Annotated in this window: 1 pseudogene; it reads left to right on the forward strand. The window is 68.3% G+C overall.

What is annotated here, in order from left to right:
* Positions 1-227, forward strand: a pseudogene (locus IG04_RS0142080) (RNA-guided endonuclease TnpB family protein); the annotation flags it as partial.

Raw genomic sequence — 227 nt, forward strand, 5'->3', positions numbered from 1 at the left:
ACCGCGCGGAGGGTGTGCGCACGTCGTACCGGCAGACCGATGCGGCGCTGACCGGGTGGAAACGTACCGAGGAACTCGCGTTTCTGTCGGAGGTGTCCTGTGTGCCGTTGCAGCAGACGCTGCGCCATCAGCACACCGCGTTCGGCAACTTCTTCGCCGGGCGGGCCCGTTTCCCGAGGTTCAAGTCCCGTACCGGGCGGCAGAGCGCGCACTACACCCGCTCGGCG

This window comes from Lentzea albidocapillata, assembly GCF_000719115.1.
GTDB classification, from domain to species: Bacteria; Actinomycetota; Actinomycetes; order Mycobacteriales; family Pseudonocardiaceae; genus Lentzea; species Lentzea albidocapillata.